The following is a 24,987-nucleotide window of genomic DNA, read 5'->3' as shown; positions in this document are numbered from 1 at the left end:
TTTAGGGACTCCTCCGCGCTTCTTTGCGAGGCGCGAGGCGACGAAGCAATGACGGCTCCATGCAAAGAGCGCCGCCGCCGCCCTCGTCCTTCGCGCCGCGCTTCGCCCGCTCTTCGGACGGAAAACCGCTCACATATTCGGGTAATTCGGACCGCCGCCGCCTTCCGGCGGCGCCCAGGTGATATTCTGCGCCGGGTCCTTGATGTCGCATGTCTTGCAGTGGACGCAATTCTGCGCGTTGATGACGAATCGCGGATCGCGGCGCATCTCCTCGTCGGCGTAGACCACTTCATAGACGCCGGCCGGACAATAGAGCCGGGCCGGCTCGCCATAGACCGGAAGATTGCGATCGATCGGGATCGTGGGATCGGCGAGCTTCAAATGAACCGGCTGATCTTCTTCGTGATTGGTGTTCGAGACGAACACCGACGACAGTTTGTCGAAGACGAGATCGCCGGCGCGTTTCGGATAGACGATCGGCGTCACTTCCGAGAGCGGCGTTAAGGTCTCGTAATCGGCCTTGCCGTGCTTGAGCGTGCCGAAGAGGGAAAAGCCGAACAATTCGTTCGTCCACATGTCGAGGCCAAAGAGCGGCGCGCCGACATAGGTGCCGTATTTGGACCAGAGCGGCTTGACGTTGCGAACCGGCTTTAGATCGCGGCCGATGTCGGACGCGCGCCACGCCGCGTCATAGGCGGCGATTTCGTCATGCGCGCGGCCTTCGGCGATCGCCGCCGCGACATGATCGGCGCACAGAATCCCGGAGAGCATCGCATTATGCGACCCCTTGATGCGCGGCACATTCATGAAGCCCGCGGCGCAGCCGACCAGCGCGCCGCCGGGCATGACCAGCTTCGGCACGCTCTGCCAGCCGCCCTCGGTCAGCGCGCGCGCGCCATAGGACAGGCGCTCGCCGCCTTCGAGCGTCGGCGCGATCATCGGATGCGTCTTGAAGCGCTGAAACTCGTCGAAGGGAGAGAGCGTCGGATTCGAATAGTTGAGATGGACGACGAAACCGATCGACACGAGATCGTCGTCGAAATGATAGAGGAAAGAGCCGCCGCCGGTGTCGCCGGCGAGCGGCCAGCCGAAGGAATGCTGCACCAGCCCGTCCTTATGCTTTTCCTTTTGAATACGCCAAAGTTCCTTGAAGCCGATGCCGAATTTCTGCGGCTCGCTCTTCGCGCAAAGATCGTATCTCGCCAGCAGTTGCTTGGTCAGCGAGCCGCGCGCGCCTTCGGCGAAAATCGTATATTTGCCCCTAAGCTCCATCCCGCGGGTGAAACTGTCCTTGGGTTCGCCGTCGCGGCCCACGCCCATGTCGCCGGTCGCGACGCCGACGACCTCGCCCTGATCGCCATACAGGACTTCGGCGCCGGCGAAGCCGGGATAGATTTCGACGCCGAGGGTTTCAGCTTCGGAGGCGAGAAAGCGAACGACATTGCCGAGCGAGCCGATAAAATTGCCATGGTTGTTCATCAGCCGCGGCATCAACATATTGGGAATGCGAAACCCGCCTTTTTCCGACAGCAGCAGAAAATGATCTTCATGCACCTGAGTTTTGAGCGGAGAATCGTCGCGCGTACGCCATTCGGGCAGAAGTCGGTCGAGGCCGATCGGGTCGATCACCGCGCCAGACAGAATATGCGCGCCGGGCTCGGAGCCTTTTTCGATGACGACGACTGAAAGATCTGGCGCGACCTGCTTCAAGCGAATCGCCGCGGCGAGGCCGGCCGGGCCCGCGCCGACGACGACCACGTCATATTCCATCGATTCGCGCGGCGGCAGCTCCGTATCTTCAGTCATTTTCAATCCCTTTTGCCTTTCTTGGAGACATTCTAGCCTTTTTGCGCGGGCTGCGGCAAAAGGAGTTTCGCGTTTGAGCAAGGCTTTGATCGAGCCATTTCCGGCGAAAGTTCGGGGCGCGGCCAGAGAGGTGCATAATCAGATCATGCGCGATCCGATTTCCGCCCCATGAAGCGTCTCCCCTATTTCATTGCGATCGCGCTCCTCGCCTTTGGCGTCTGGATCGTCACCGCTCGCCCGGTCAATCCCGGCGACGTCTTCCTCGGCTATGTCGAGGGGGACATTCTCTACATCGGCCCCTATGAGAGCGAAAAGATTGCGAGCGTCGCGGTCGCCGCCGGTTCGGCGGTGAAGAAGGGCGATCCGCTGTTCGCGATGTCGACCGCGCTTCTCGATCGCGCTCGTGACGAGGCGGCGGCGCGCGTCGCGCAACTCGAGGCGCAAGCCGAAAATCTGCAGGCGGCGATGAATCGGCCTGAACAGATTGCTGTTTTGCAGGCGGCGCTGGAGCGCGCCGAGGCGGCGTTGCAATTGTCGCGCGCCGATTATGACCGGCAACGCAAGCTCTATGCCGACGGCCATGTCGCCAAGGCGGCGCTTGATCGCGCCGAGATGGCGCGCGCCCGCGATGAAGCGAGTGTGAAGGAGGCGCGCCGGCAGGTCGAGGCGTCGCGCATGGCGAGCCGCACGCAGGAGATCGAAGCGGCCGAAGCCAGTTTGAAACAGGCCCGCGCGCAGCTCGATGCGCTCAACATTCGCATCAAGCGCCAGAGCGTCGTCGCGCCCGCCGACGGCGTCGTGCAGGACGTGTATTTTCGGCCCGGCGAAATCGTCAACGCCGGCCAGCCGGTCATCGCGCTGCTGCCGCCAGAGAACCGCAAAGTGCGCTTTTATGTCTCCGAACCGAAATTGCCGAAAATCGCGCTTGGCGAGCGGGTGCTCGTCGCATGCGACGGCTGTGCGAACGATCTTTACGGACGCATTTCCTTTATCGCCGGACGCGAGGAATATACGCCTCCTGTCATTTTTAGCGACAGGGAGCGCGCGAAACTCGTCTTCAAGGTCGAAGCGCATCTCGAAGGTCCGGCGCGCGCCCTGCCTTTAGGGATGCCGGTCTCCGTGAGCCCCGCGCCGGAATCGACGGAACCGGGGCGATGAGCGTCGCGAGCGACATCGCGATCGATGTGCGCGGGCTGACCAAATCCTTCGGCGCGAAAAAGGTCGTCGACAATCTCACGCTGCAGGTGGCGCGCGGCGACATCCAGGGATTTCTCGGCCCGAACGGCAGCGGCAAGACAACGACGATCCGCATGCTCTGCGGGCTGCTGACGCCCGACTCGGGCGAGGGAACATGTTTCGGCTACGACATCCGCCGCGAGCAGGAAGAGATCAAGCGTTATGTCGGCTACATGACGCAGGGCTTTTCGCTCTATCGCGACCTCACCATTCGCGAAAATCTCGAATTCGTCGCGCGCGTCTATAATCTCGAAGCGCCGGTGCGCGCGGCTCAGGCGGCGCTTGAGCGATTGGGGCTCGCGGCGCGCGCCGATCAGCTCGCCGGCGAATTGTCCGGAGGCTGGAAGCAGCGGCTGGCGCTCGGCGCCTGCATCCTTCCCGGACCGTCGCTGCTTCTTCTCGATGAGCCGACCGCCGGCGTCGATCCTAAGGCGCGCCGCGATTTCTGGGACGAGATTCATCATCTCTCGACTCAAGGCCTGACCGTGCTGGTTTCGACCCATTACATGGACGAAGCCGAGCGCTGCCATAAGATCGCTTACATCGCCAACGGCCGGCTCCTCGCGTCGGGGACGATTCCGCAGATCATCGACGGCGCGCATCTCTCGACATGGGTCGTGACCGGCGAGGATCTCGATGCGCTCGGCGGCGAATTGAAACATCAGCCGGGCGTCGACATTGTCGCGCGCTTCGGCTCGGCGCTGCATGTGGGCGGGCGCGACGAAGCGGCCATGGAGCGCCTTGCGCGCCGCTATGGCGCCGAAGGCCGCCACCGCTGGAAGCGCGACGAGCCGACTCTCGAGGACGTGTTCATCGATTTGATGACTCGCGCCGGAGCCGACCGATGAGCGCGCCGCAACGCCCGCCAAGCGCCGCCTCGCGTTCGGCGCGCGGCGCGCTGGCGCAGTCCTGGCAGCGATTCGTCGCCATGTTCGTGAAGGAATTTATTCAGCTTCGTCGCGATCGGCCGACCTTTGCGATGATCGTCGGCATTCCGCTCATGCAGCTGATGCTGTTCGGCTATGCGATCAACAGCGATCCCAAACATCTCCCGACGGCCGTGCTCACCACGGATGACAGTCCGATCGCGCGCGCGCTGATCGGCGCGTTGCGGGCGACCGATTATTTCGACATCAAATATGTCGCGCGGGGCGAGGCGGACGCCGACAAATTGATCCTTTCGAACAAGGTGCAATTCGTCATTCAGATTCCGCCCGATTTTTCTCGCCAGCTGGTTCGCGGGGAAAAGCCGGCGCTGCTGCTGACCGCCGACGCGACCGACCCGACCGCGACCTCGGGCGCCGTCGCCGCCGCGCTCGGCGCCGCCAATCAGGCGCTCGATCGGGAGTTGATCGGACCGCTGGCCTCGCTTGCGCAAAATGCGGCACCTTACGATATCCGCGTGCATCGCCGCTACAACCCGGCGGGAGAGACCCGCCGCAATATCGTTCCCGGATTGATCGGGACGATTCTGACCATGACGATGCTGATGTATACGGCGATGTCGGTGACGCGCGAAATCGAGCGTGGAACGATGGAGGCGTTGCTCGCCATGCCGATACTCCCGGTCGAGATCATGCTCGGCAAAATCGCGCCCTATGTGGTCGTCGGCGGCGTGCAAATGGCGACAATTCTCATTGTCGCCTCGGTGCTGTTTCAGGTGCCCTTGGTCGGATCGCTGTTCACTCTCACCTTGCTGACGCTGCTCTTTATCGTCGCCAATCTTTCGGTCGGCTATACGTTCTCGACGGTCGCGGTCAATCAGCTCCAGGCGATGCAAATGGCCTTCTTCTTTTTTCTGCCGAGCATGCTTTTGTCGGGCTTTCTTTTTCCTTTCTATGGAATGCCGACATGGGCGCAATATCTCGGAGAGGCGATGCCGCTCACCCATTACCTGCGGATCGTGCGGTCGGTGATGCTGAAGGGCTCGACCTTCGGCGAACTCGCCATCGACGCCGGCGCGCTCGCGGCTTTCACGCTTGTCGCGATGAGCGTCGCGGTGATGCGATTCAGACAGACGCTCGATTAGATCACGCTGCATGTGGGTGGAAGCGCCCAAATGCAGCGTGATCGATTCCAAAAATTTGGAGCGCGCTCTATGCGAAAGACCGGGCCGCATTTTTTCGCAGCGCGCTCTATCGTTGACGGCGGATTTTATGGCGGCCTAATACGAATTCCCGCTGATCCGTTAGCTTGGACGGCGTCATTCCCGGCAGGCCGAAGGCCTGGCCGGGAATCCAGAGCCGACCCGGCAAAGCTGGATTGCTCTGGATTCCCGATCGCGCGCGTTGCGCGCGTCGGGAATGACATCCGCGCAGTTCAAACGGGTTTCGTATAACTCTGGCGCGGAGATAAAAATGTCCGGCACTGAAGATCCGCAACAGCGGTTCAATTTGATCATGAAGGTCGCCGCGCTCGCCGCGGTGCTGCTGACTCTCTATTACGTCTGGTCGTTTTTCGTCAGCAGCCGCTACCAGGCGCTCTGCGGCGGCTCCTATTGGGAGCTGGACAAGAAGGAGATCGATTCCTGCATCGATCGGAAAAAGGAACTCGAAAAATAGGGCTAGTCTGGCGATCAGAGCAGAAACATCGCGCTTTGCGCGAAGAAACCGGCGAACAGCAGCAGCCCGGCGTCGCGATTGGAGCGGAACAGGCGAAGCGCGGTCGCCGGCGCGGCGTCTTCCTTCGTCTGCGCGGTCTGCCAGACGAGATGCGCCGCATAGGCGGCGACGCCGAGATAGGACAGCCATCCGCCGCCCGCCAGAAAAGCCGCGAGCGCGGCGCTCGCGGCGGAAAGGGCATAGAGAGCGCCGACAGCGAGCTGCACGCGCGGCCCGAAGAGACGCGCCGTCGAGCGCACGCCGACGATCGCGTCGTCGCGCAGGTCCTGAAGCGCATAAATCGTATCGAAGCCGATGGTCCATAAGATCGCGGCGGCATAGAGGAATAGCGCCGGGGCGCCGAGCGCGCCGGTCTGCGCCGTCCAGCCGAGCAGCGCGCCATAGGCGAAGGCCGATCCGAGAATCGCCTGCGGCCAGGACGTGAACCGCTTGGCGAAAGGATAGATCAGCACGATCAGCGGCGAGATCAGTCCCAGCGCGATCGTCAGCCCGTTAAACGAGAGAAGCACCGCAAGACCGATGAGGCATTGCGCGACGATGAAGGCCAGCGCGGCGCGCGGCGTCACCCGTCCGCTGGCCAGCGGACGCAAACGCGTGCGCTCGACCTTGGCGTCGATCTTGCGATCGACATAGTCGTTATAGGTCGAGCCCGCGCCGCGCATGACGACGGCCCCGATGAAGAACAGGGCCAGATGCCAGAAATTTGGCCCTTCGCGCAGCGCGACCGACGCGAGCGCGCTCGACTCCCAGCAAGGCAGCAGGAGCAACCACCAGCCGATCGGCCGGTCGAGGCGCGCAAGCTGGAGAAAAGGCAGGAGCGCGGGAGGCGCGCGACGCAGCAATGCATGGTCCGCGATCGCGTCGGGCAGCGCGGTCGCTCCCGACGCATCGCCGCTTCGTCTGATGGTCACAGCGGCCCGGCGGGCAACTTCGGCGGCGCCATCATGCCGCCGCCCCCGGCGGCCGCCTGATCGCGCATCTGTTTCATCTTCGCCGCGGCCGCGCAGGCCTGCGAAGCAAAGCCCTGGGTCTTGCCGCGCGCATCCTTGAAGCCGTCGACGACATTGTCCGGAATGTTGCACCACTCCTTGTTCTTGGCGAGGTAATTCATCATCTCGGTCTCGATCGCGACGAGACGGCGCGCGGCCGGGCAGGCGGCCTCGGGATCCATCTTGCCCTTGCCCGCCTTGCCGATGGCGTTGAGCGCCTCGATGCCGGCCATCCGCTTGACGGTGAGCTTCTGAAAATCCTCCTGGCAGCTTTGCGCATGCGCGCCATTCGCCGCGATCAGCGTCGCGAGGAGGGCAAAGATCGAATGTCGCGCGAGGGCGCGAGGAAAAGCGACAGCGCCAATGATCATGTCTCTTGGTCCGCTCATAAGGCTTGCAGCAATACCAGCAGGCTTGCCGCCGACGCAAGTTTTAGCGAACCTGCGCGCAACAAAGCGGCGGCTTCATGGCAAGCGCGCATCGCGCTCGCGTCGCCGCTCGGAAGCGATTGTGTCAGCTTATGATTTTACCGCCCAGCGCCTGTTCGTTCGCGACGAGCTCGCTCCTGGCGTCGACTTCGCGCCTTCAGCTGAGGCGTTGAACTATCTGCTCAATGTTTTGCGCCTGCGCGAGGGCGCCGCGATACATGTATTCAACGGTCGCGACGGCGAATTTCGCGCGACGCTCTTCGATGTTACGCGCCGCGCCGCAAGATTGCGCGTCGCGGAGCGGTTGCGCGTCCAGCCCGAACGCGCCGACCTCGATTATTGCTTCGCGCCCTTAAAGCAGGCGCGTCTCGACTATATGGCGCAAAAGGCCACGGAGATGGGCGCCGGCAGGCTCCTTCCGGTGATTACCCATCGCACCCAGGTCCGCCGAATCAATGCCGCGCGGCTTCAATCGAATGTCGTCGAAGCCGCCGAGCAATGCGGCGTGCTGGCCGTGCCCGAAGTCGCGCCCGCCGTCGAATTGCCCGATTTCCTGGCGGGTTTCCCGGCGCGGCGGCTGCTCATTTTTTGCGACGAACATGCCGTTCTCGCCAATCCGATGGACGCGCTCGCCGACTGCACGGCCCGGGAGGGCGTGAGCCTGCTCATTGGGCCCGAAGGCGGCTTCGACGATTCTGAACGGGGATCCATTCGACGATTGCAGAATGTCGTTTGTCTCTCGCTTGGACCGCGCGTGCTGCGCGCCGACACCGCCGCGGTCGCCGCCTTGGCGATCGTTCAGGCCGCGATTGGCGATTGGCGACCGCCAGCGCAAGACAAAATCTAAACAAAAAATAAATAAATAGAAAATAAAGCGTAAGGCGCGTGTGACGCGGGCGGGCTTCGCGCGCAGGGCGTGAGAGACACGATCCTGCCACGATGTTTGGCTCTAGTTGGAATGTGAGTAAACAGCGTCGGGCTCGACGCGAGCGTTTGTCTTCGCCGTCGGCCCAATTTCGTCGCACCGAGAGACAGGTCGGGATTGCAAGGCTCCTGAAATATCGCGCCCGGGCGCGAATTTTCGGAAGTGAGGCCAAAAAATTATGACGACCCAAGACATCATCCGCCGCAGCGAAGGTCAAATTCCGGGGCGCCTGTTTGCAGTCATCGCGCTCGCAACGTTCGCGGTCACGCCGGTTCGCGCCGAAAATGTGAGCCAATGCGCGCGCTATGGCGCCGATTATGTCCCGGTCGCCGGGTCGAATGGCTGCGTTCGATTGGGCGGACACGTTCGCGTCACCATGCCGAGAACGCCGGTCGCCCCGATGGGCTATGCCGAAATGCCGCGCGACGGCATGCGGCATGCCGCCGCGCATTCCTCATGGCTGCCGATGGCGCCCTTCGGACTGCACGATCTCTTCCCGCGCTGAGCGCGGTTCAAAGCGCCTATAGCGGCAGGACGCAGTCGACGAAGGCGGCGTCGATCGACTCTCCCCATCCGCCGTAATAGGCGTCGAGCCGCTGCTGCGCCAAACATCGTCCTTCTTCGACAATGGCTTCTAGGGGCGCGAGAAAAACGCTCTCGTCACGGCCCTGCGCGTCCAGTCGCGCGCGCCGGCGTAACCCGTCCTTCGCCAGCGAAAGAACGTCGCGACCGATGTCGCGCAGACCGCGGCCCCCGATCGTCGCATCGAGCGCCAACGCCGGAACGTCGTCGCGCAGCGCCTGGCGGGCGTCGGCGGTCCAATCCTTGGTGAGTTCGCGCGCCGCGTCGAGCGCGCCGGAATCATAAAAGAGGCCGGCGAACAGCGCGGCGAGGGCGGTGAAATGCGTGCGGGGCCCGGCGTCCGCGCCGCGCATTTCCAGATAGGTCTTCAGTCGCACCTCGGGAAAAATCGTCGAGAGATGATTGGCCCAGTCGGACATTGTGGCGCGTTCGCCGGGCAATTGCGCGAGGCGCCCTTCCATCAGATCGCGAAAGCTTGCCCCCGCCACGTCATGATAGACGTCGCCGCGCTTGACGAAATACATCGGCACGTCAAGCGCATAATCGACGTATCGCTCGAAGCCGAATCCCTTGTCGAAGGCGAAAGGCAGCATGCCGGTGCGATTCGGGTCGGTATCGAGCCAAATATAGGATCGTTGCGACAGTCGGCCGGTCGGCTTGCCGTCGAGAAACGGCGAGTTGGCGAAAATTGCCGTGACGAACGGCTGCAGAGCGAGGCCGACCCGCATCTTTTGAACCATGTCGGCTTCATCGACGAAGTCGACGTTGACCTGCACGGTGGCGGTGCGAAACATCATGTCGAGGCCGCGCGCGCCGACTTTCGGCATATAGCTCCGCATGATGGCGTAGCGCTGCTTGGGCATCGCCGGCGTTTCCGCGCGCGACCATTTGGGGCTGCAGCCGAGATCGAGGAAACGCACCCCGAGCGCGTTTGCGACTGGCGCAAGCGCGCCGAAATGCGCGTCGAGTTCCTCCTTCGTCGCGTGAACGTCGAGCAGCGGCGCGCCGGAGAGTTCGAACTGGCCGCCGGGCTCGAGCGAAATCGCGCCGCCGCCTTCCGGCTGATAGAGGCCGATCAGCGCGTCGCGGTCGAAGATCGGCGCCCAGCCGAGCGCATCGCCGAGGCCCTCGAGCAGCGCGCGCACGCCGCCGCGACCGGCCGAACCGTCATAGGGGACGGGCGCGTTGTCTGCGGCGTAAAAGGGGATTTTCTCGTGTTCGGTGCCGATGCGCAGCGGCGCGCCGCCGGTCTTGCACCCGGCTTCCAGCCATTCGACCAACATGTTGCGCGACGTGATTGGCGTCGTGTCGGATACGTCGCGGGCCATCTATCGGAAACTGTCCGTGTTCGAGGAGGGGCGCGATCGCGGCGCGGACGCGCCTCGCGCTGTCGAGGAATCGCGCCGATGGATTGCAGGAAAGACGGCGCTGCGCAAGCCTCCGTTGCGCCGGCGGGGAAGGGCGCCTCGTTAACGATCGGCCGCCATTCCCCTGGGGCTTGCGTCGCCGCCGATGGCGGCGCCGCCTTGCTCAGCGCTTGCCCAATATTTGACCGATGATGCTTTCGAAATCCGAGCGCGCCGCCGCGGTTTCGCCCTGGCCGCCGCGCCCAATCTGCAGTGTTTTCTTGATGTCTTCGATCGCTTGCTTGATCGATGCCTGATCCATTTCCGGGGTCCCCTGGGAGCTCCCTCGGCCTGGGTCGAGATCGAAGGGGCCGCCGCCCGTATCGTCCGCCGGTCCCCGATAGGGGCCGGGCGCCGGTCGGCGGCCGCCGCCAAGCAGCGATCCTAGGATCGATCCGAGGATTCCACCCAGCCCGCCGCCCAGTCCGCCGCCACGCGGTGTCGGCGTTGGCGCGGGCTCCGGCGCACGGCCGCCGCCGAGCATTTGTTCGAGGATGGACCCCAGCGCGCCCGAATTGACGAGTTGGCCCAACACGCCGCCAAGTCCGCTGGTTCCGATATTCTTGAACAATCCGCCGATGAGAACCGAGACCAGAATTGGCAGAAGCTGCGAAAGAATATCGGGACGCAGGCCTGATTCTCGCGCCGCGACCTGGACGATCCGGCCGACAGCCGCCGGCGAGCCAAAGAGATCGTCAAGCAGCTGTCGCGATTGAGCGACCGAGTCAATGTCATGCGCCGCGCTGGGGTCGTCGAAGGCGGCCGCGCGTCCGGGCGACGCGATGTCGCCCAGAAGCCTTTGGAACATCGCTGGCTGTTCGGCGGCGTTGCTCAACCCGATTTCGAGCGCGGGGGCGAGCGCCTTGATCGCGCCTTCCATCTGTTCGGCCGTCAGGCCGAAGCGTTGAGCCAGGTTGGCGACCAGCTGGCCGCCTTGCGCCGATTGCAAAATCTCGTCGAGATAGGACATGCGCGCAGCTCCGTTCATTCGGGCCCGGGATGCGGGCGCCGGCGTCATCGTGTCACAGAGCGGCGGCGCCGCCAATCGACGGCGATATCGGGAAACCGTTAGGGACGCTCGATATTCTGCAACGCTTTGGCCTGGCTCACGGATGAGTCTCTCGCCGGCGCCGCAAGCGTCGCGGCCGGCTTGACACCGTCGCGCATGCGCGACATTGCTTGCCGGCGTTCAATCCGGGGGTCCGGATGGCCGCGTTTGGCGCTTGAGCGACTCTCCGCCTGGCGCCGCCTCTGCCTAAGGCGCGAAGATGAACGTCCACTCCCGGCCCGCGAAGCCGCCGCTCAAGATACTTTTGTGTTCGCCGCGGGGATTTTGCGCCGGCGTCGTGCGCGCGATCGACGCCGTCGAGCGGGCGCTCGCCAAATTCGGGCCGCCGGTCTATGTGCGGCACGAAATCGTCCACAATCGCTATGTCGTCGAGTCGCTCAAGGCCAAGGGCGCGATTTTCGTCGAGGAGCTCGACGAGATTCCAAAGACTGCGGCGCCGGTGATCTTCTCGGCGCACGGCGTCGCCAAATCGGTCTCCGCCACCGCGGCTGAGCGCGGGCTGCTTGCTATCGACGCCACCTGTCCGCTCGTCACGAAAGTGCATCGGGAGGCGGAAATTCATTGGCGGCGCGGCCGTCGGGTGCTGCTCGTCGGACATTCCGGCCATCCGGAAGTCGTCGGCACGATGGGGCAGCTTCCGGAGGGCGCTGTTGTGCTGGTCGAGTCCGTCGAGGACGTCGATCGACTCAAATTCGACGACGAATCCAATCTTGCCTATGTGACGCAAACGACGCTGTCGCTCGATGATTCTCAAGTGATCGTCAATGCGCTGATGCGGCGCTTCCCGAAAATCATCGGCCCGCATAAGGAAGACATCTGCTACGCGACGACGAACCGTCAGGCCGCGGTCAAGGAGGTCGCGCCTTACGTCGACGCGGTGATTGTCGTCGGTTCGCCGAATTCCTCCAATTCGCAGCGGCTGCGCGAAGTAGCGGAGCGCGCTGGCGCGCCGGCGCAGCTCGTGCAGGGCCGGGGAGAGATCGACTGGGAGATTTTCGGCAGCATCGCGACGCTTGGCATCACCGCCGGCGCGTCGGCGCCCGAAGTGCTGGTCGAGGAGATTATGGACGCTTTCGCCGAGCGTTACGACATTGTCGTCGAAACCGTCTCCAGCGCCGACGAAAACGTGTCCTTCCCCCTGCCAAAGGAACTGCGGGCGATCGCCTGAGGGCGGCCTGCGGGAACGGTCGGCGCGCATGGCCGTCTATACGCTCGTCGACGATGAAGAGCTGATCGCTTTTCTCTCGACTTATGACCTCGGCGAATTGCTGTCGTGCAAAGGCATCGCCGAGGGCGTCGAGAACTCCAACTATTATCTCCATACCGGCGCCGGCAGCTTCATCCTCACGCTTTACGAAAAGCGCGTCGCCGAAGCCGATCTGCCGTTTTTCCTGAATCTCATGGAGCATCTCGCGGCGCGGGGCGTCACCTGCCCGCTGCCGGTGAAAGACCGCGCCGGCGTCGCGCTCGGGCGGCTCGCCGGCCGCCCGGCAGCGATCATCACCTTTCTTGACGGCTATTCCGTCCATCATCCCGAAGCCGCGCATTGCGCCGCGCTCGGCGCGACGCTCGCGCAACTTCACCTCGCCGGCGCCGATTTCGCGCAGCGGCGCCACAATGCGCTGTCGGTCGAGGGGTGGCGGCCGCTTTTTTCGACCTGCGCGTCGCGCGCCGAGGAAGTCGCCTCGGGATTGCGCGCGCTTGTCGAAGCCGAACTCGACCATCTGGAGCGCGACTGGCCGCGCGACCTGCCGTGCGGCGTCATCCACGCCGATCTTTTCCCGGACAATGTGTTCTTTCTCGGCGAGCGCATCTCGGGTCTGATCGACTTCTACTTCGCCTGCACCGACGCCTACGCCTATGATCTCGCGGTCTGCCTCAATGCCTGGTGCTTCGACGCCGAGCATTGCTATCAGCCTCAGAAGGGCGCGGCGCTGCTTGACGCCTATCGCCGAATCCGGCCGCTCTCCGCGGCCGAGATCGCGGCCTTTCCGACGCTTGCGCGCGGCGCCGCGCTGCGCTTTCTGCTGACCCGCTACGTCGACTGGCTCAACGTGCCGCCTGGCGCCTTGGTGCGTCCGAAGGATCCGCGCGAATATCTCGCCAAGCTCCGCTTTCATCAGTCCGCCGCCGATGCGCGTGTCTATGGCCTCGTCTCGTGACGCGCCGAGTCGCGATCTGGACCGACGGCGCCTGCTCGGGCAATCCGGGCCCCGGCGGCTGGGGCGCGATCTTGCGATTCGGCGATCGCGAAAAGGAGATCAACGGCGGCGAGCCGCTCACCACCAATAATCGCATGGAGCTGATGGCGGCGATCAGGGCGCTTGAAACGCTGACGCGGCCATGCGCCGTCGACCTTCATACTGATTCGCAATATTTGCGCGGCGGAGTCACGTCATGGATCGCAGGCTGGAAGGCGCGCGGCTGGCGCACCGCCGACCGAAAGCCTGTGAAAAACGTCGATCTATGGCAAAGACTCGAAGCGGCGGCGGAGCCGCATGACGTCGACTGGCATTGGGTCAAGGGCCACTCGGGTCACGACATGAACGAGCGCGCCGACGAATTGGCGCGCGCCGGCATGGCGCCCTTTCTCCCGGGAAGACCTGCGGCAAGCGAGCGCGCTTCCTCGAAATAGTCTTGTCGGCGCGCTGACAAACTCTATGTCTTAGTCAACCAGGACTCTTCTTCGCCTTTGGGGAGCGCGGCGCGGCCGTGTTCCCCATTTTGCTTTGGATATCGCTGAGCGTTCGCCATCATATTGACATCACGCCGCGCAAAGGGAGCCATGTGCGGTTAAAGTATGCGCGTCTTCGCTGATTCTCTCTTCGATGGAGGGCAAGACGTCGATGCTCCTTCCCAAGAAATGGTGGATTGGTCTGCCGGTCCTTTTCGGACTCGGATATTTTGCGCAGCAGGCGCTGACGCCTGTGCTCGAGGATGAACTGCGCGACGCGGTTCTCTCTCGCATCGCAAAATCGCCTGACGCGATCGACAGACCAGAGGTCCGCGTCGGGGGCCGCGACGTGATCCTCGCTGGGATTTCGCTGTCGCCTGATGTGAAAGCCCGCCTGCTGACGGCGTTGGGAATCGAAACGCCGGCGCGGCGAATCGTCGACGCGACCGAGCCGCTTTCGCGGGCGACGCCCTTCGTGCTGAAACTCGAACGCCACGGCGGAAAGGCGACGATCTCTGGCAATATCCCGCCGACAGGCGCGCGCGAAAGGCTGCGCGCCGAGATCGCCTCTTTGGGCCTGGAAGTGAGCGACGCCGCAGCCTATGCCGACGGCGCGCCGCAATCCTTCGCCGAGCTTGCGTCCTTCGCCATTCGCCGACTCGCCGAACTCGATCCGGCGACGACGACGATCACCGACGCGACCTTAGCGGTCTCGGGCGAAGCCCGCAGCGCCGCCGATTACGACAGAGCGATCGCGGCGCTCAAATCGCCGCCCTTCGACGCGGGCGCCGTAAAGGCCGCGGTGTCGCCGCCGCGGGTTTCGCCTTACGTGTTTTCGGCGGCCTTGCGCGACGGCGTCGTCAGCCTGTCCGGCCATCTTCCGAATGACGATCTGCGCAAAAAGATCGTCGCCATGGCGGCGACGGCCGGGGTCGGCGCCGCGGTCAGCGACGCGACGCAGCTCGGCGCCGGCGCGCCGGAGGGCGATTTCGCCGGCGCGCTCGCATTCGCGGTCGGCGAACTCGGCAAGCTCTCGCAAGGCAAGGTCGTCGTAACGGACGGCAAAATTGTCATTGAAGGGCAGGGACGCGAAAACATCTTAAGCGCGACGATTCAAGCTGACGCCAAAGCCCGCCTGCCTGCGCGATTCGCAATCGCGCGGCTCGACGTGACGGCGGGTCCGGTCGCGCCTTATGTGTTTGACGCGCAGCGCGCCGGCGGCGAAGTGACGCTGACGGGCTATGCGCCGGATGAAAGCGTCCGCAATCGTCTCGTCGAAACCGCGCGCAGGAGTTTCTTCGACGCCGCGGTCGTTGACCGACTCGCCATCGCGAAGGGCGCGCCGCAGAATTTCGCGGAAGCGACGGATCATTCGCTTGCGGCGCTCGCGCGGCTCGACGAGGGCAAGCTTTCGATCAGCGATTCGACAGTATCGCTGGCCGGCGTCGCGCGTCATCAGAACGCGCGCGCCGATATCGCAACGGCGTTCGACGAGGGGCTGCCGCAGAGCTTCCATGGCGACGCTCAGCTCTCGACGCGCATCGTCGGCGCGCCGCTCGACGCCGGCGAATGCGGCGCGACCTTGTCTCGGCTGATCGCCAAATCGCCAATCGTCTTCGCCTCGGATGATGCGACGATCGCGCCTGAATCCGCGCCGCTCGTCGATGCGATCGCCGCGACGGCGCTGCGCTGCCAGGGCGCGGTCCTCGAAGTCGGCGCGCATACCGACAATGTCGGCATCGCCGAAGTGAACATTGGACGCAGCAAGCGTCGCGCGCAGGCGATCCTCGATCGTCTCTCGAAAGCTGGCGTCGACCCGTTCAAAATGACGGCGGTCGGCTATGGCGGCGAGCGTCCGGTCGCACCCAATGACAGCGACGAAAATCGCGCCCGCAATCGCCGCGTCGAAATCATCGTCAAGTAGCGTCAGAAAAGGAGAAAGCAGATGGCTTATGTGCTGACGCTCGGCTGGCCCTGGTTCGCCGCCGCTTGCGCGCTTGGCGCGCTGATCGGTTATGTCACGACCGCGCCGGCGAAGGATTCGCCCTCGGCCCCCGGCTGGAACGTCGTTGCGGTCGCCTCGGCGCTCGCGGGAGGCGCGGCGGCGTCCTGGCTGGGACTCCTCGAAGGCCGCGCCGCGCTGACCTTGGACATATTGCTTGTCGCGGCCTTCGCTTATCTCATCGGACTGCCGATCGGCGGCGCGTTCAAGCAGGTTCAGGGGTCGGCGCCGGCCCATGCGGTGAAGCGGCCGACGCTCATTCTTCGCGGCGTGACGGCCGAAATCTCCGAACCAGTCGTCGCGCCGCCCGCTGAACCGCTAGCCGACATCGCCGCGACGGCCGAGCCCATAACGCCGATGAGCGTCGAGCCGGCGTTGGAGTTGGCGGCTTCGGCCGCCAAGGCGTTGAACGAGAAAGCCGCGCAGATGCGCGCGCCAAGCGGCAAGATGGCGGCTGGCGCACGACCCGCCGTGCTTCCCGCGCCGCGCGGCGGCGCGGCCGACGATCTCGCCAAGATCAAGGGGCTCGGACCAAAGAGCGTCGAGAAGCTGCACGCGCTGGGGGTTTTCCATTATGATCAGATCGCCGCCTGGAGCGACGACAATGTCAAATGGATCGAATCATCGATCGGCGCGGCGGGCCGGGTGAAACGCGGCGGCTGGGTCGCGCAGGCGCAGGCGCTGAGCGGCGGCGCTGATCGGAGCGCCGACGCGGCGTAGCGCCAAAGAGGACGAGTTCGAGCGTATGCGTCAAGTCCTGAGCTTCGTCCTTCTTTGCGTCGCGCACCTGTCGGCGCCAAGCGCTCGCGCTCAGGACATGCTGCAGGGCGTCGACCTTGCGCAGCCCGCCTATTCCAAGGCTGAATTGACGCGCGCCGACGTCGAGGCGGCGCTGCGGCAGCGCAGCAACGAACGCAAGGTCGATCTCTCAGGTAAAAGCCTCAACGGGCTCGATCTCTCCGGACTCGATCTGCACGGCGTCGATTTTCGCGCGGCGCGCATGAACAAGACGCGTCTCGCCGGCGCGCGGCTTGATGATTCGATCCTTGATCAGGCCTGGCTGATCGAAGCCGACCTCTCCGGCGCGTCGCTGAAAGGCGCGCACGCCTTCGCATCGCAGATGCAACGGATGCGCGCCGACGGCGCGGATTTCGCCCATGCGCGACTCGCAGGCGACCTCACCGGCGCATCGGCGCGCGGCGCCAATTTCGCCGACGCCGATCTTTCCGCCGACATGAAGAACCAGTCGATGGGCCTGATGCGCGCGGTGCTGCGCTCGGCGTCATTGGAGGGCGCGCGTTTTCACGGCGCCAATCTCGCGAGCGCCGACCTTCGCTTTGCGAAAGCCGCGCGCGCCGATTTTACCAACGCAAATCTGACTGGCGCCGACGCCGCCGGCGCTGATTTCACCGACGCCAACTGGGCAGGCGCGAAGACCGAAGGCCTCGATCTCGATTCCGCGCAGATCGACTCTTCCGCCCGGGGCGCGCTCTCCGATGCGCAGAATCTCGATCGCGCCCGCGTGAAATGACGCGCGATCTCATTCGCATCGGCGTCGATCTCGGCGGCGCCAAAATCGAGGCGATCGCGCTCGACGCTAAGGGCGAAACTCTGGCGCGCCGCCGCGTCGCGACGCCCGCGCATGATTATCAAGCGATCGTCAAGTCGATCGCGGCGCTCGTCGGCGACATCGATTCAGACATCGGACGGCGCGGCGCCGTCGGCGTCGGCGCGCCCGGCGCGATTTCGACCCATACCGGGCTGGTGAAAAACTCCAACACCGCCGTCGTCAACGGCAAGCCGCTCGACGTCGATCTTTCGCAGGCGCTCGCACGGCCGGTGCGCGTCGCTAATGACGCCAATTGCTTCGCGCTGTCCGAGGCGGTGGACGGCGCCGGCCGCGGCGCTGGCGTCGTCTTCGGCGTCATCCTCGGCACCGGCGTCGGCGGCGGCATCATCGTCAATGGCGGAATTGTCGAAGGCCGCAATCGCGTCGCCGGGGAATGGGGCCATACGCCGCTGCCGTGGATGACCGAGGACGAATATCCGGGAGAGCGCTGCTTTTGCGGTCATCGCGGTTGCGTCGAGACGTTCCTCAACGGCGCCGGCCTTTCGCGCGACTATGAGCGACGTTCCGGCGAAGGTCGCTCTGCGACCGAAATCGCCGTGCTGGCTGAGGCAGGTGACGCTTTCGCGCGCGAGAGCCTCGAGCGCTATCAGGACCGGCTGGCGCGGGGGCTCGCGGTAGTCGTCGATCTCATCGATCCCGACGTGATCGTGCTTGGCGGCGGTCTTTCCAATATCTCACTGATCTACGACGGGCTTGCGGCGCGGGTCGGGGAATACGCCTTCACCGACGCTTTCGACACGAAAATCCTGCCCAATGTACATGGCGATTCAAGCGGCGTGCGCGGCGCGGCCTGGCTGTGGCGCGCCGGGGAGATCGGCTGAGCGGGGCGGCCGCGGCGCCTTTCCCTAACGCCGCGCGTCGGTGTATGCGAAAGGATCGCGGCGGCTGCGGACGCAGGCGAGGGGAGTTGTGATGGGCGCCGCCGGAGACCAGCCGAATAATGTGAAAAGGCCCTTCTCCAAGCTCGCCTTTCTCGCCTCGGGCGCGCCGGACGCGGAAGAGGCGCGCCGGCGCCTCGCCGAAAAATACGGCGACTGCCCGCCGGAAGAGGCCGACTGCATCGTCGCGCTCGGCGGCGACGGGCTGATGCTGCGCACGCTGCATCGCTTCATGGACGCCGGCAAGCCGATCTATGGCATGAACCGCGGCTCGGTCGGCTTTCTGATGAACCAATATCGCGAGAGCGGGCTGCGCAAGCGGATCGCCGAGGCGAAATCCTCGATCGTCCACCCGCTGCTGATGCATGCCGTCAATGTGCGCGGCGACGAGTTTTCGGCGCACGCCATCAATGAAGTTTCGCTGCTGCGCCAGACGTCGCAGATCGCCAAGCTGCGTATTCTTGTCAACGGCCAGGAGCGCATGCCGGAACTCGTCACCGACGGCGTGCTGGTGTCGACGCCCGCCGGCTCCACCGCCTATAATCTTTCCGCCAATGGTCCGATCCTTCCGCTCGACGCGCCGTTGATGGCCTTGACGCCGATCTCCGCCTTCCGCCCGCGCCGCTGGCATGGCGCGCTGCTGCCAGACGCCGCCAAGGTGCGGATCGAAGTGCTGGAGGCGGCCAAGCGCCCGGTCTCGGTCGTCGCCGACCATGACGAATTCCGCGATCTCGCTTATGTGGATGTCGAGATGGACCATGCGACGACGCTGATCCTGCTCCACGACCCCGGCCATTCGCTGGAGGAGCGGATTCTGCGCGAACAATTCGGATATTGAATGCCTGATACAGCGATCAAACCTTTCCGCAGCCATATCTTCGTCTGCGTCAACCAGCGCGACGGCAAGCCGGCCTGCGAGGACCACGGCGCCAAGGCGGCGCTCGCCCAGGCGAAGGAGGCGATGAAGGCGCTGCCCTTCGCCAAGCGCGACGGCGTGCGCCTGTCGCAGTCGGGCTGCCTCGGCCAATGCGAACACGGCCCGGTCGCCGTTGCCTATCCGTCGGGGAAATGGATCAGCTATACCTCGGCCGACGAGCTGACCCGTTTCGTGCTGGAGGCGTGCGAGGCGGAGTGATCAGCGGCCGGGCGGGCGGCGGACCCAGCGGGGGGTGAATTCGCGGGTCGGATATTTGTAATAGTCGGCGTGCTCTTGCTGGGGCGCGCGCGGGCCGGCGGCGTCGAGCCGCGCCATCTCGGCCTCGTAACGCTCCCGCCATTCCTCGGCCTCGGCGTCGTCGGCGATGAGGCCGTAATAATATTCGGCGCTCTCGATCAGGCGGAGGCGCGCCCAGGCGTGTTCGTCGGTCCAGGCCTTGACCGCCTGAAATTTTTCGAGCGCGCTCCTAGCGCCGCTTCGAACGGCCTCCGGCTTGGGGATATAGACGTCCCGGCGCGGCGCCGGCTCCTCGCCGAAGAGGTCGGGCTGGTCGGGCGGGAACAGCCCCGGTTGCTCGTAGGATTGACGGGCGGTGCGACTCGACATGCGGGAAATATAGCCCCGCGCTTCGCAAGGGTCTCGCGTGCCGAAGAGTTATCCCCTGTCGGGATAGGCCTTAGCCCAGGCCTTGTCGATCCGCGCCATCTGCTCGATCGTGAAGGCCAGCACTTCGGCGACGGCGGCGATATGGTTGATCTCGTCGAGCGAGAGTTTGCGGCCTTTGCGCGACTTCAGATATTTGTCGAACACCTGATAGCCGCCGATGTGAAATTCCCAGACGTTCTTGGGCACTGGCGCGAAGGATTGCGTCTCGTTGATAAGGACGCGCGCTTCGGCTTCGACATAGCGGGGTTTCTCGACGCTATTGTCGCCGCGGCCGTGATAGTCGGCGAGACCGCGGCGGGGAAATTTGCGCAAAAGATGCGCCTCGATCAAATCCGCGCCGAGTTTCGACAATTCTTCGAAATCCTCGCGCTTCTCGGCGAAGGGAATGCGTGGGAAATCAATGCGCAAAAATTCGGCGTAGCGGCGCCGGTAGCTCGGCGCGTGTAGGATCGCGTAAATGTAGCCGAGGATTTGTTCGGCGCTGTAATGATGTCCGTGGTAGCGTGCGTCGACGAAAGAACGAAATGCAGGCGAGAGATTTTCCCCACTTTCGGTATAGAGTGGGAATGCGTAGCCGCGTTCCTTTGTTTTGTTGGAGACAAAGGAGTCATCGACCAGGTCGCAAATGGCCATTACGTGGCGCCAACTACCGACGACGAATCTGCAGACGTCGATGCCAATCGTGCCCCGCCGAAAATGCTTCATTACGCTATTGCGTGGCCGACAAATGAATCCTCTTGCTTTGCCGGTATAGTAGGTCGAACGCAAATCAAATGGTCTATACGCGATTTGTTCAATGTTACTTGGATCGAGGCTAGACTCGACGAGGTCCGCTTGAGCCCACGCCACTCGCCAATCTTCGACGTCCGGGCCCAAACTATATTTGATTCGAGCGTCGTTGGGCTCCGAACGCGAAAAATCGGATATGACCTGGACCACGTCGGCGTCCGTAAACTGAATCGTCAGGTGATCCCGAGCAGTAACTATACCTACGCTATTGATTGGGAAAATTTGGTTGATCGATAAACCGTCAGAATATTCGTCTCTATCGTCCGCTGATTGATCTAAGAATAGGTATGTCGGCTCGGTTACCTCAATTCCTTTATGAGCAAGATTTTTGAGTGCCAATTCTGACCCCGCTCGATATTTCTCTATCCTCTTGCCCCACATATCTCCGCGCCAAACTCCGCGTTCCAGGACCGGCTTTTTGACAAAGACGCTGATCGCCACGCCTTGTTCGATGTCGAAAATATTCTCGTCCTTCGAGCCGTCGGGCGCGACTTCCTTCTTCTTGGCATTGCCGTGCAAATCGAGCACGTAAATCTGATCGAAGCTACGCATCAGCGACTGACGCATCCCGCGAAAGGTCGGATTGTCGAGCCAGGAATGATTGGTGATGATTCCGACAACGCCTTCCTCGACGGCGTCCATCTTCAACTGCGCGAAACGGATGAATTTTACATAGTCGTCGTTGAGCCATTTCGGGTTGCGTTCGCCAAGCGGCTTGTTGAACTCCTTGCCTTTGTCGTCTTTTTCGACTGTGTATTTATATCCGTCGATCGCGGTCGTGATCCACGCGCCCTTGTTTTTCGAATGGCCCGAATACGGCGGGTTCCCCAATATCACCAATATCGGCTTTTCCTTAACCGCCTGGGCGGCTTCGACCTCGGCCGAAATCGCCGGCAGCAGGAAATTCTTCTGCGGCTCGATCGGCTCCAGTGTATTGGTGAGAAACACCTGCAACCGCTCATTGTCCTTGAGCGCATGGCCTCGGTCGCGCAGGAATTGCGACAGTTTCAAATGGGCGATGGTGTAGGGCGCGATGAGATATTCGAAGCCGTAGATGTTCTTCAAAATATGTTCGCGGACGATCGGATCGGCGCGGCCTTTGTCGGCGCCGCCGATATTGTCGAAGATGCGTTGAAACACTTCGAGCAGAAACGTGCCGGTGCCGCAGGCGAAATCGAGCACGGTGACGCGCTTTGAATCCGCAAGGCCCTCACGAATGTCGAAACTGTCTTTGAGAATGTCGTCGACCGCGCGGACGATGAAATTCACGATCGGCGGCGGCGTGTAATAGACGCCGCGACTCTTGCGCATCTTGGCGTCGTAGGCCTTCAGATAGTCTTCATAGAAATAGATGAAGGGATCGCGCTCGAAAAGCCGATGCTCTTCCTCATCCGCTGCGCGCACCTTGCGATTGATCGCCTTGCGGGCGCGGAAGGACAAATCCTCGTGAATGGCGGGAAGATCGAGCCCGTTGACGATGGAAAGAACCTCTTCGACCACCCATCGCACGTCGCGGTATTCCTCCTTCTCCAGCTCGGTGAGGAAATCGACGAGTTCACGAATGAGACGGAAGGAGCCGGGGATGAACTCTTCGGCGTTTCGCAGCGTCACTTGCTGGTCATCCGCGTTGAGCTTTGCAAGGAAGAGCCCATAGGCGAGCATTTGCGCGAAAGCGTCGGCGAAATCGGCCGTCGTCAGTTCGTGAAAGACTTGATCGCGGAAAATCTGGAAGAGTCCGAAGAGACGGCCTTCGGTGTGTTCACGCTGCTGCCGTATCAACTCCTCGCTCAAGAATTCGCGCAGCAGCTTGCTACGGGTCGCCAACGCCAGCGCCAATTGCTGCGCGCGGCCAATGCCCTCGGGCGCTTCCGAGAAGAATGCCGATATGAGCTCGCCGACGGCTTTGGCGCGCTCCGGGGCGATGCGAATTTTGCGGGCGCCGAGGTCGGTCGGGAAGGCGAGCGCTTCGCGCGCCTTGACATGCGCGCCGTCGATCCAAATCCACTGCAGATAATCCGTAAGGACGATGTTGTCGGAGAGTTCGCGATAGCGCTTGATCTGGTCGGACTTCAGAACCTTGTCGAGGTTCGTCCCGATTTCCTTGACCTCGACATAGCCGAGGATCATGCCATGGCGCGAAATCTTGAAATCCGGCGCGCCTTTGTCTCTCTCGCGCTTGGGTTCATGCTGGACCCGCAGGCCTTTGTGCGCATCCTTGGCGAATTGACCCAGCAGCGTTTCGAGAGCCGCGCGGCCGGTGTGCTCGGTGTGCTCCGCGAGCGGCGTTTCGCGCAGTTTTAAAAGATAGGTTTCAAAACGATCGATCATTGATTGCGCTTATGCGCGCCGCCCTGGTCGCCGTCAACGCGACCCCGCTACGCCGCGCCGTCCCGAGCGTGATAGAAATGGCCGAGGTCACTCGGAACCCCGCTTAATCATGCGCGCCTGTCTGATCCTCGACTCCGACGCCGGCGATGTCGACCTCGCCGTGGCGCTCGCTTGCGGCGCGGATGCGCTGCTGTTGCGGCTTGGCGACTGCGTCGAGGACGACGCGCGGCGCGGCGCGCGCGCGAGGGCGAGCGCGCTCATCGACGCGGCGCGCGCGAAGAGCGGGGGCCCGAAGCTCTTTGTCGAAGTCGCGCCTCTTAACAGTGAGCTCATAGAGGCCGACCTCGATGCGCTGTTCGGTCCCGGACCGGATGGCGTCTTTCTTCCCGCCCGCGACGGCGCGGCCTGCCTGCAGCGCCTCGCGGTCAAGCTCGCCGTGCGCGAGGCGCAGGCCGGCCTCGCCGACGGCGCGACCAGGATCGGCGCTCTCGTCGGCGCCGATCCGGCCGGCGTCCTGGCGCTGTCAAATTTTGCCGGCGCGTCGCGGCGGCTCTGCGCGCTGTCCTTCGACGAGGCTGGGCTTTGCGTCGCGCTCGCGCTGCTTGAGGGCGGCGGGGCCGCCATCAATGCGGCGCGCGCGGCGATCGTGCTGGCGGCGGCCGCGGCCGGCGTTCCCGCTCTGGCGCCGCCTGTCCGTGTCGGGGAAGAAGCCGCCCATGTCGCGGCGCGCCGCGATGGATTTACCGGCGCGATGGCGCTTGATCCTCGGCAGGTCGCCGCCATCCACAAAATCTTCCCGGCGGGCGAGAATCGACAAAAGCCCAATTCGCCGGCATAGACAGACCGATGAGCAAGGTCCGATCGGGCGCGCCAGATCACGCTGCATTCGGGCGGGATCGCCGAAATGCGGAAATCGTGATCGAATCCATAAGCTTAGAGCGGGCTCGACGCGAAAGGCCGGTTCCCGCCTTTTCGGGGCGCGCGCTATGCGGCGTGGCCGCCGCGACATTGTTGAGCGCGGCGGTTCTTTCCCAGCCGGCGCAGGCGCAACAGCAGGCGCCGCCGCCCCATCATCCCCGCCCGCCGCATGGCGCCGCGGAACCGGCCGTGCCGGCGCCGCCGCCGGCCGAGAAACTGTCGACGCTGCGGCTGAGCGCGACGCTTGCCGCCAATGATCAGCAGCCGGTCCGCTCGGGAATCATCTGGCGCATATTCGAGGACGGCGCCCAGCCGGACGGATCGCATAAGCTTGTGGCCCAATCCGAGGAGGCGTCGCCGACCCTGCCCCTGCCGGACGGCGCCTATATCGTTCACGCCGCCTATGGGCTTGCCGGCGTCACCCGTCGCGTCGCCATAGAGGGCGCCAATGTTTCCGAACGGATCGCATTGAACGCCGGCGGGCTGAGGCTCATCGACAGACTGGGCGACGCGCAGCTTCCGGCGCAGCGGCTGTCGATTTCGATCTATGTTCCCGAACGCGGCAATTCCGAAGCGAAGCTTATTCTCGCCAACGCCAAGTCGGACGAGATGATCGGTCTTCCCGAAGGCGCCTATCACGTCGTGTCGACATTGCTCGATACGGGCCAGGGAGCCCAGGGCGGCGCCAATGAAACCAATTCCGTCGTCACGGCGGATTTGAAAATCCCCGCCGGCAAGCTCATTGAAGCCACTCTGCGCCATCACGCGGCGACGATGACGCTAAAGCTCGTCAAGCAGCCGGGCGGCGAAGCGCTCGCCAACACGAGTTTTTCCGTGTTGACCCCGGGCGGCGACGTCATCCGCGAATTGATCGGCGCCTTCCCTTCGCTTGTTCTGGCGGAAGGCGAATATGTCGCCATCGCGCGCCACGAGGGGAAAACCTATCAGGGAACTTTCCGGGTGCAGTCGACGAAGGACGCCGACGTTGAAATTCTGATCCGCGATCAGCCGAGCAATCGCGGCGACGAGAACCTTCCACAATAAGAGGACCTTCCGCAATAAAAAAGCCGCCCGGCAAACCGGACGGCTTTCTGACGCGCTTG

General features: G+C 63.6%; 24 protein-coding genes. 17 read left to right on the top strand and 7 right to left on the bottom strand.

Going from position 1 to position 24,987, the window contains the following annotated elements; genetic code table 11:
- Nucleotides 1-129 precede the first annotated feature (129 nt).
- Nucleotides 130-1,806: an electron transfer flavoprotein-ubiquinone oxidoreductase gene (locus tag U1E20_RS06860; protein ID WP_409979851.1), complete on the bottom strand. Its 1,677-nt coding sequence runs from the start codon at nt 1,804-1,806 to the stop codon at nt 130-132.
- A gap of 168 nt (nt 1,807-1,974) precedes the next feature.
- On the opposite strand from U1E20_RS06860, the gene U1E20_RS06855 reads away from it, so the two are divergent.
- The 4 genes from U1E20_RS06855 (at nt 1,975) to U1E20_RS06840 (ending at nt 5,603) form a co-directional block, all read left to right on the top strand.
- On the top strand, nt 1,975-2,964 hold the full coding sequence (locus U1E20_RS06855; protein WP_409979850.1) for an HlyD family secretion protein: 990 nt from the start codon (nt 1,975-1,977) through the stop codon (nt 2,962-2,964).
- Nucleotides 2,961-3,890 (top strand): ATP-binding cassette domain-containing protein, encoded by a 930-nt coding sequence (locus U1E20_RS06850; protein WP_409979849.1) that lies wholly within the window; start codon nt 2,961-2,963, stop codon nt 3,888-3,890. Before U1E20_RS06855 ends, U1E20_RS06850 begins: the two co-directional genes overlap by 4 nt.
- Complete coding sequence (locus U1E20_RS06845) at nt 3,887-5,071, top strand: ABC transporter permease (protein WP_409979848.1); 1,185 nt, start codon at nt 3,887-3,889, stop codon at nt 5,069-5,071. Before U1E20_RS06850 ends, U1E20_RS06845 begins: the two co-directional genes overlap by 4 nt.
- A 328-nt stretch (nt 5,072-5,399) precedes the next feature.
- Entirely contained in the window at nt 5,400-5,603 is a 204-nt protein-coding gene (locus tag U1E20_RS06840) for a hypothetical protein (RefSeq protein ID WP_409979847.1), read from the top strand.
- Nucleotides 5,604-5,617: 14 nt separating this feature from the next.
- Here the strand turns inward: U1E20_RS06840 and ubiA are convergent, their stop codons facing one another.
- On the bottom strand, nt 5,618-6,574 hold the full coding sequence (ubiA, locus tag U1E20_RS06835) for a 4-hydroxybenzoate octaprenyltransferase (protein WP_409979846.1): 957 nt from the start codon (nt 6,572-6,574) through the stop codon (nt 5,618-5,620).
- Nucleotides 6,571-7,023, bottom strand: coding sequence for a hypothetical protein (locus U1E20_RS06830; protein ID WP_409979845.1), 453 nt, complete (start codon nt 7,021-7,023; stop codon nt 6,571-6,573). Before U1E20_RS06830 ends, ubiA begins: the two co-directional genes overlap by 4 nt.
- Nucleotides 7,024-7,162: 139 nt before the next feature.
- Here U1E20_RS06830 and U1E20_RS06825 point away from each other — a divergent pair, with 139 nt between their 5' ends.
- Both U1E20_RS06825 and U1E20_RS06820 read left to right on the top strand, forming a co-directional pair.
- The gene (locus U1E20_RS06825; RefSeq protein ID WP_409979844.1) at nt 7,163-7,927 is read left to right on the top strand and encodes a 16S rRNA (uracil(1498)-N(3))-methyltransferase; all 765 of its coding nucleotides are present in this window, start codon (nt 7,163-7,165) and stop codon (nt 7,925-7,927) included.
- Between the two features lie 256 nt (nt 7,928-8,183).
- Nucleotides 8,184-8,510, top strand: coding sequence for a hypothetical protein (locus U1E20_RS06820; protein WP_409979843.1), 327 nt, complete (start codon nt 8,184-8,186; stop codon nt 8,508-8,510).
- Nucleotides 8,511-8,526: 16 nt separating this feature from the next.
- Here the strand turns inward: U1E20_RS06820 and U1E20_RS06815 are convergent, their stop codons facing one another.
- Together U1E20_RS06815 and U1E20_RS06810 are read right to left on the bottom strand one after the other, a co-directional pair.
- Nucleotides 8,527-9,915: a glutamate--cysteine ligase gene (locus U1E20_RS06815; protein WP_409979842.1), complete on the bottom strand. Its 1,389-nt coding sequence runs from the start codon at nt 9,913-9,915 to the stop codon at nt 8,527-8,529.
- A gap of 202 nt (nt 9,916-10,117) precedes the next feature.
- Nucleotides 10,118-10,963, bottom strand: a complete 846-nt coding sequence (locus U1E20_RS06810; protein WP_409979841.1) for a DUF937 domain-containing protein — start codon at nt 10,961-10,963, stop codon at nt 10,118-10,120.
- Nucleotides 10,964-11,261: 298 nt separating this feature from the next.
- On the opposite strand from U1E20_RS06810, the gene ispH reads away from it, so the two are divergent.
- From ispH to U1E20_RS06765, 9 genes are all read left to right on the top strand, one after another.
- Nucleotides 11,262-12,230, top strand: a complete 969-nt coding sequence (gene ispH, locus U1E20_RS06805) for a 4-hydroxy-3-methylbut-2-enyl diphosphate reductase (RefSeq protein ID WP_409979840.1) — start codon at nt 11,262-11,264, stop codon at nt 12,228-12,230.
- Nucleotides 12,231-12,258: 28 nt separating this feature from the next.
- Nucleotides 12,259-13,224, top strand: coding sequence for a homoserine kinase (thrB, locus tag U1E20_RS06800; RefSeq protein ID WP_409979839.1), 966 nt, complete (start codon nt 12,259-12,261; stop codon nt 13,222-13,224).
- Complete coding sequence (gene rnhA, locus U1E20_RS06795) at nt 13,221-13,697, top strand: ribonuclease HI (RefSeq protein WP_409979838.1); 477 nt, start codon at nt 13,221-13,223, stop codon at nt 13,695-13,697. Before thrB ends, rnhA begins: the two co-directional genes overlap by 4 nt.
- 211 nt (nt 13,698-13,908) lie before the next feature.
- Nucleotides 13,909-15,660, top strand: coding sequence for an OmpA family protein (locus tag U1E20_RS06790; protein ID WP_409979837.1), 1,752 nt, complete (start codon nt 13,909-13,911; stop codon nt 15,658-15,660).
- A gap of 21 nt (nt 15,661-15,681) precedes the next feature.
- A complete protein-coding gene (locus tag U1E20_RS06785) occupies nt 15,682-16,458 on the top strand; it encodes a hypothetical protein (protein WP_409979836.1) in 777 nt (258 codons plus the stop codon).
- 25 nt (nt 16,459-16,483) lie between these two features.
- Nucleotides 16,484-17,269 carry a pentapeptide repeat-containing protein gene (locus U1E20_RS06780; RefSeq protein ID WP_409979835.1) on the top strand — a complete coding sequence of 262 codons (786 nt, stop codon included), beginning with the start codon at nt 16,484-16,486 and terminating at the stop codon, nt 17,267-17,269.
- Nucleotides 17,266-18,189: an ROK family protein gene (locus tag U1E20_RS06775; RefSeq protein WP_409979834.1), complete on the top strand. Its 924-nt coding sequence runs from the start codon at nt 17,266-17,268 to the stop codon at nt 18,187-18,189. Before U1E20_RS06780 ends, U1E20_RS06775 begins: the two co-directional genes overlap by 4 nt.
- Before the next feature lie 91 nt (nt 18,190-18,280).
- A complete protein-coding gene (locus U1E20_RS06770) occupies nt 18,281-19,084 on the top strand; it encodes an NAD kinase (protein WP_409979833.1) in 804 nt (267 codons plus the stop codon).
- The gene (locus U1E20_RS06765) at nt 19,085-19,381 is read left to right on the top strand and encodes a (2Fe-2S) ferredoxin domain-containing protein (RefSeq protein WP_409979832.1); all 297 of its coding nucleotides are present in this window, start codon (nt 19,085-19,087) and stop codon (nt 19,379-19,381) included. It begins immediately after the preceding gene.
- On the opposite strand, the gene U1E20_RS06760 is transcribed toward U1E20_RS06765, so the two are convergent.
- A complete protein-coding gene (locus tag U1E20_RS06760; RefSeq protein WP_409979831.1) occupies nt 19,382-19,789 on the bottom strand; it encodes a hypothetical protein in 408 nt (135 codons plus the stop codon).
- Nucleotides 19,790-19,837: 48 nt separating this feature from the next.
- Complete coding sequence (locus tag U1E20_RS06755; RefSeq protein WP_409979830.1) at nt 19,838-22,966, bottom strand: type ISP restriction/modification enzyme; 3,129 nt, start codon at nt 22,964-22,966, stop codon at nt 19,838-19,840.
- 109 nt (nt 22,967-23,075) lie between these two features.
- On the opposite strand from U1E20_RS06755, the gene U1E20_RS06750 reads away from it, so the two are divergent.
- Nucleotides 23,076-23,804: an aldolase/citrate lyase family protein gene (locus U1E20_RS06750; RefSeq protein ID WP_409979829.1), complete on the top strand. Its 729-nt coding sequence runs from the start codon at nt 23,076-23,078 to the stop codon at nt 23,802-23,804.
- A gap of 173 nt (nt 23,805-23,977) precedes the next feature.
- Complete coding sequence (locus U1E20_RS06745) at nt 23,978-24,928, top strand: hypothetical protein (protein ID WP_409979828.1); 951 nt, start codon at nt 23,978-23,980, stop codon at nt 24,926-24,928.
- The last annotated feature ends 59 nt before the right edge of the window (nt 24,929-24,987 follow it).

The sequence above is a fragment of the Methylocystis sp. genome (assembly GCF_046349115.1).
Classification (GTDB): domain Bacteria; phylum Pseudomonadota; class Alphaproteobacteria; order Rhizobiales; family Beijerinckiaceae; genus Methylocystis.
The sequence above is the reverse complement of the archived record's forward strand: the minus strand, read 5'-3'. Positions and strand labels throughout refer to the sequence as shown.

Excerpts from the sequence above, each read along its gene's own strand:
- U1E20_RS06860 (WP_409979851.1), bottom strand. The coding sequence starts at position 1,806 with ATGACTGAAGATACGGAGCTGCCGCCGCGCGAATCGATGGAATATGAC.
- U1E20_RS06855 (WP_409979850.1), top strand. The coding sequence starts at position 1,975 with ATGAAGCGTCTCCCCTATTTCATTGCGATCGCGCTCCTCGCCTTTGGC.
- U1E20_RS06850 (WP_409979849.1), top strand. The coding sequence starts at position 2,961 with ATGAGCGTCGCGAGCGACATCGCGATCGATGTGCGCGGGCTGACCAAA.
- U1E20_RS06845 (WP_409979848.1), top strand. The coding sequence starts at position 3,887 with ATGAGCGCGCCGCAACGCCCGCCAAGCGCCGCCTCGCGTTCGGCGCGC.
- U1E20_RS06840 (WP_409979847.1), top strand. The coding sequence starts at position 5,400 with ATGTCCGGCACTGAAGATCCGCAACAGCGGTTCAATTTGATCATGAAG.
- U1E20_RS06830 (WP_409979845.1), bottom strand. The coding sequence starts at position 7,023 with ATGATCATTGGCGCTGTCGCTTTTCCTCGCGCCCTCGCGCGACATTCG.
- U1E20_RS06820 (WP_409979843.1), top strand. The coding sequence starts at position 8,184 with ATGACGACCCAAGACATCATCCGCCGCAGCGAAGGTCAAATTCCGGGG.
- U1E20_RS06815 (WP_409979842.1), bottom strand. The coding sequence starts at position 9,915 with ATGGCCCGCGACGTATCCGACACGACGCCAATCACGTCGCGCAACATG.
- U1E20_RS06810 (WP_409979841.1), bottom strand. The coding sequence starts at position 10,963 with ATGTCCTATCTCGACGAGATTTTGCAATCGGCGCAAGGCGGCCAGCTG.
- ispH (WP_409979840.1), top strand. The coding sequence starts at position 11,262 with ATGAACGTCCACTCCCGGCCCGCGAAGCCGCCGCTCAAGATACTTTTG.
- thrB (WP_409979839.1), top strand. The coding sequence starts at position 12,259 with ATGGCCGTCTATACGCTCGTCGACGATGAAGAGCTGATCGCTTTTCTC.
- U1E20_RS06790 (WP_409979837.1), top strand. The coding sequence starts at position 13,909 with ATGCTCCTTCCCAAGAAATGGTGGATTGGTCTGCCGGTCCTTTTCGGA.
- U1E20_RS06785 (WP_409979836.1), top strand. The coding sequence starts at position 15,682 with ATGGCTTATGTGCTGACGCTCGGCTGGCCCTGGTTCGCCGCCGCTTGC.
- U1E20_RS06780 (WP_409979835.1), top strand. The coding sequence starts at position 16,484 with ATGCGTCAAGTCCTGAGCTTCGTCCTTCTTTGCGTCGCGCACCTGTCG.
- U1E20_RS06775 (WP_409979834.1), top strand. The coding sequence starts at position 17,266 with ATGACGCGCGATCTCATTCGCATCGGCGTCGATCTCGGCGGCGCCAAA.
- U1E20_RS06770 (WP_409979833.1), top strand. The coding sequence starts at position 18,281 with ATGGGCGCCGCCGGAGACCAGCCGAATAATGTGAAAAGGCCCTTCTCC.
- U1E20_RS06765 (WP_409979832.1), top strand. The coding sequence starts at position 19,085 with ATGCCTGATACAGCGATCAAACCTTTCCGCAGCCATATCTTCGTCTGC.
- U1E20_RS06760 (WP_409979831.1), bottom strand. The coding sequence starts at position 19,789 with ATGTCGAGTCGCACCGCCCGTCAATCCTACGAGCAACCGGGGCTGTTC.
- U1E20_RS06755 (WP_409979830.1), bottom strand. The coding sequence starts at position 22,966 with ATGATCGATCGTTTTGAAACCTATCTTTTAAAACTGCGCGAAACGCCG.
- U1E20_RS06750 (WP_409979829.1), top strand. The coding sequence starts at position 23,076 with ATGCGCGCCTGTCTGATCCTCGACTCCGACGCCGGCGATGTCGACCTC.